The 1274-nt window shown below is 39.1% G+C and carries 1 protein-coding gene; it reads left to right on the top strand.

Annotated features, from left to right (window positions below):
* The first annotated feature begins 66 nt into the window (after nucleotides 1–66).
* Nucleotides 67–1232 (top strand): IS3 family transposase gene (locus FTT76_RS17470; RefSeq protein WP_119285041.1). Its coding sequence is split into 2 segments (ribosomal slippage): nucleotides 67–325 and nucleotides 325–1232, totalling 1167 coding nucleotides; the frame shifts between segments, so codons are not numbered across the junction.
* Nucleotides 1233–1274: the final 42 nt, after the last annotated feature.

Below are 1274 nucleotides of genomic sequence, written 5' to 3'. Positions count from 1 at the left end.
TGATGTGTGCTTAAAAAACAGGAGGGTTTAACTTGGTAAACTATACATACTCATTAGGAGTTTACCATGAGCAAGAAACAGAAGACTTACACCGCAGAATTTAAAGCTGAAGCCATAAAAGCCATTGAAGAGAACCAAGGTAATGTATCGGAATCCGCTAGACAACTTGGCATTTCAATGCAAACCCTTTCGAACTGGAATAACAAAGCAAAGGCTGGAACTTTAGCAGGCACAAAACAGTATTCGCCCGATCTAAACGCCTTACTCGAAGAAAATAAGAAGCTTAAACAACAGCTCAAAACAGCTGAAATGGAACGTGAATTTTTAAAAAAGGCAGCAGCGTACTTTGCCAAAGAAAGTCAGTGAGGTACGCCTATATGAAATCGCAAAGCCACTTATTTCCGATTATTTTAATGGCTCGATTACTTCGTGTATCCGTTTCTCGCTTTTATGATTGGCTAAAGCGAGGCATGAGTAAAAGATCAATTCAGCGAAATCAGCAGACAATTTTGGTCAAAATAGCCCATGAAGAAACCAAACAAAGCTATGGCTATGTTCGATTAACCAAGCATTTACAAGCGCAAGGTATCAAAATAAGTACGTATGCTGTGCGCCAAATAAAAAAATCAAATCAGTTGTATTGTAAGCGCCATAAGCGTTTCAAAAGAACCACGAACAGTGATCACAACCGTTCTATTTATGACAATTTACTCAAGCAACAGTTTTCAATGACGAAGCCTAATCTTGCGTGGTCGAGTGACATTACCTACATTTGGACGGCTGAGGGCTGGTTGTACTTGGCAGCTGTCAAAGATCTTTACACGAAACAGGTTGTTGGCTATAGCTTAAATGAGCGCATGACAGCCAAGCTTGTTTGTGATGCATTGAATATGGCTATTCGCAATCAGAAACCTGCTAAAGATCTCATTGTACATTCAGATAGAGGCAGCCAATATTGCAGTAATGAATATCGAAACTTACTTGAGAAATTTGATTTTCAGGGTTCAATGAGCAAAAAAGGCGACTGCTTTGATAATGCACCGATAGAGAGTTTCTGGGGCATACTCAAAAATGAACTAGTCCATCATCGCAACTACAAAACAAGGGAAGAAGCCAAAGCGGATATTACAAAATATATAGAGTTATTTTATAATCAGCGAAGAATTCAAAAAGGCTTGGATTTTAAGACACCAAATCAAATGGCAGAAGACTTTTATCGGTTAGCTGCCTAGAATCTCCCAAGTGAAAGTCTCCTGCTAATTCAGCACACATCA

The organism is Acinetobacter sp. YH01009 (assembly GCF_013420765.1).
Lineage (GTDB): Bacteria > Pseudomonadota > Gammaproteobacteria > Pseudomonadales > Moraxellaceae > Acinetobacter > Acinetobacter amyesii.
This window is presented reverse-complemented; position numbering and strand designations above follow the sequence as displayed.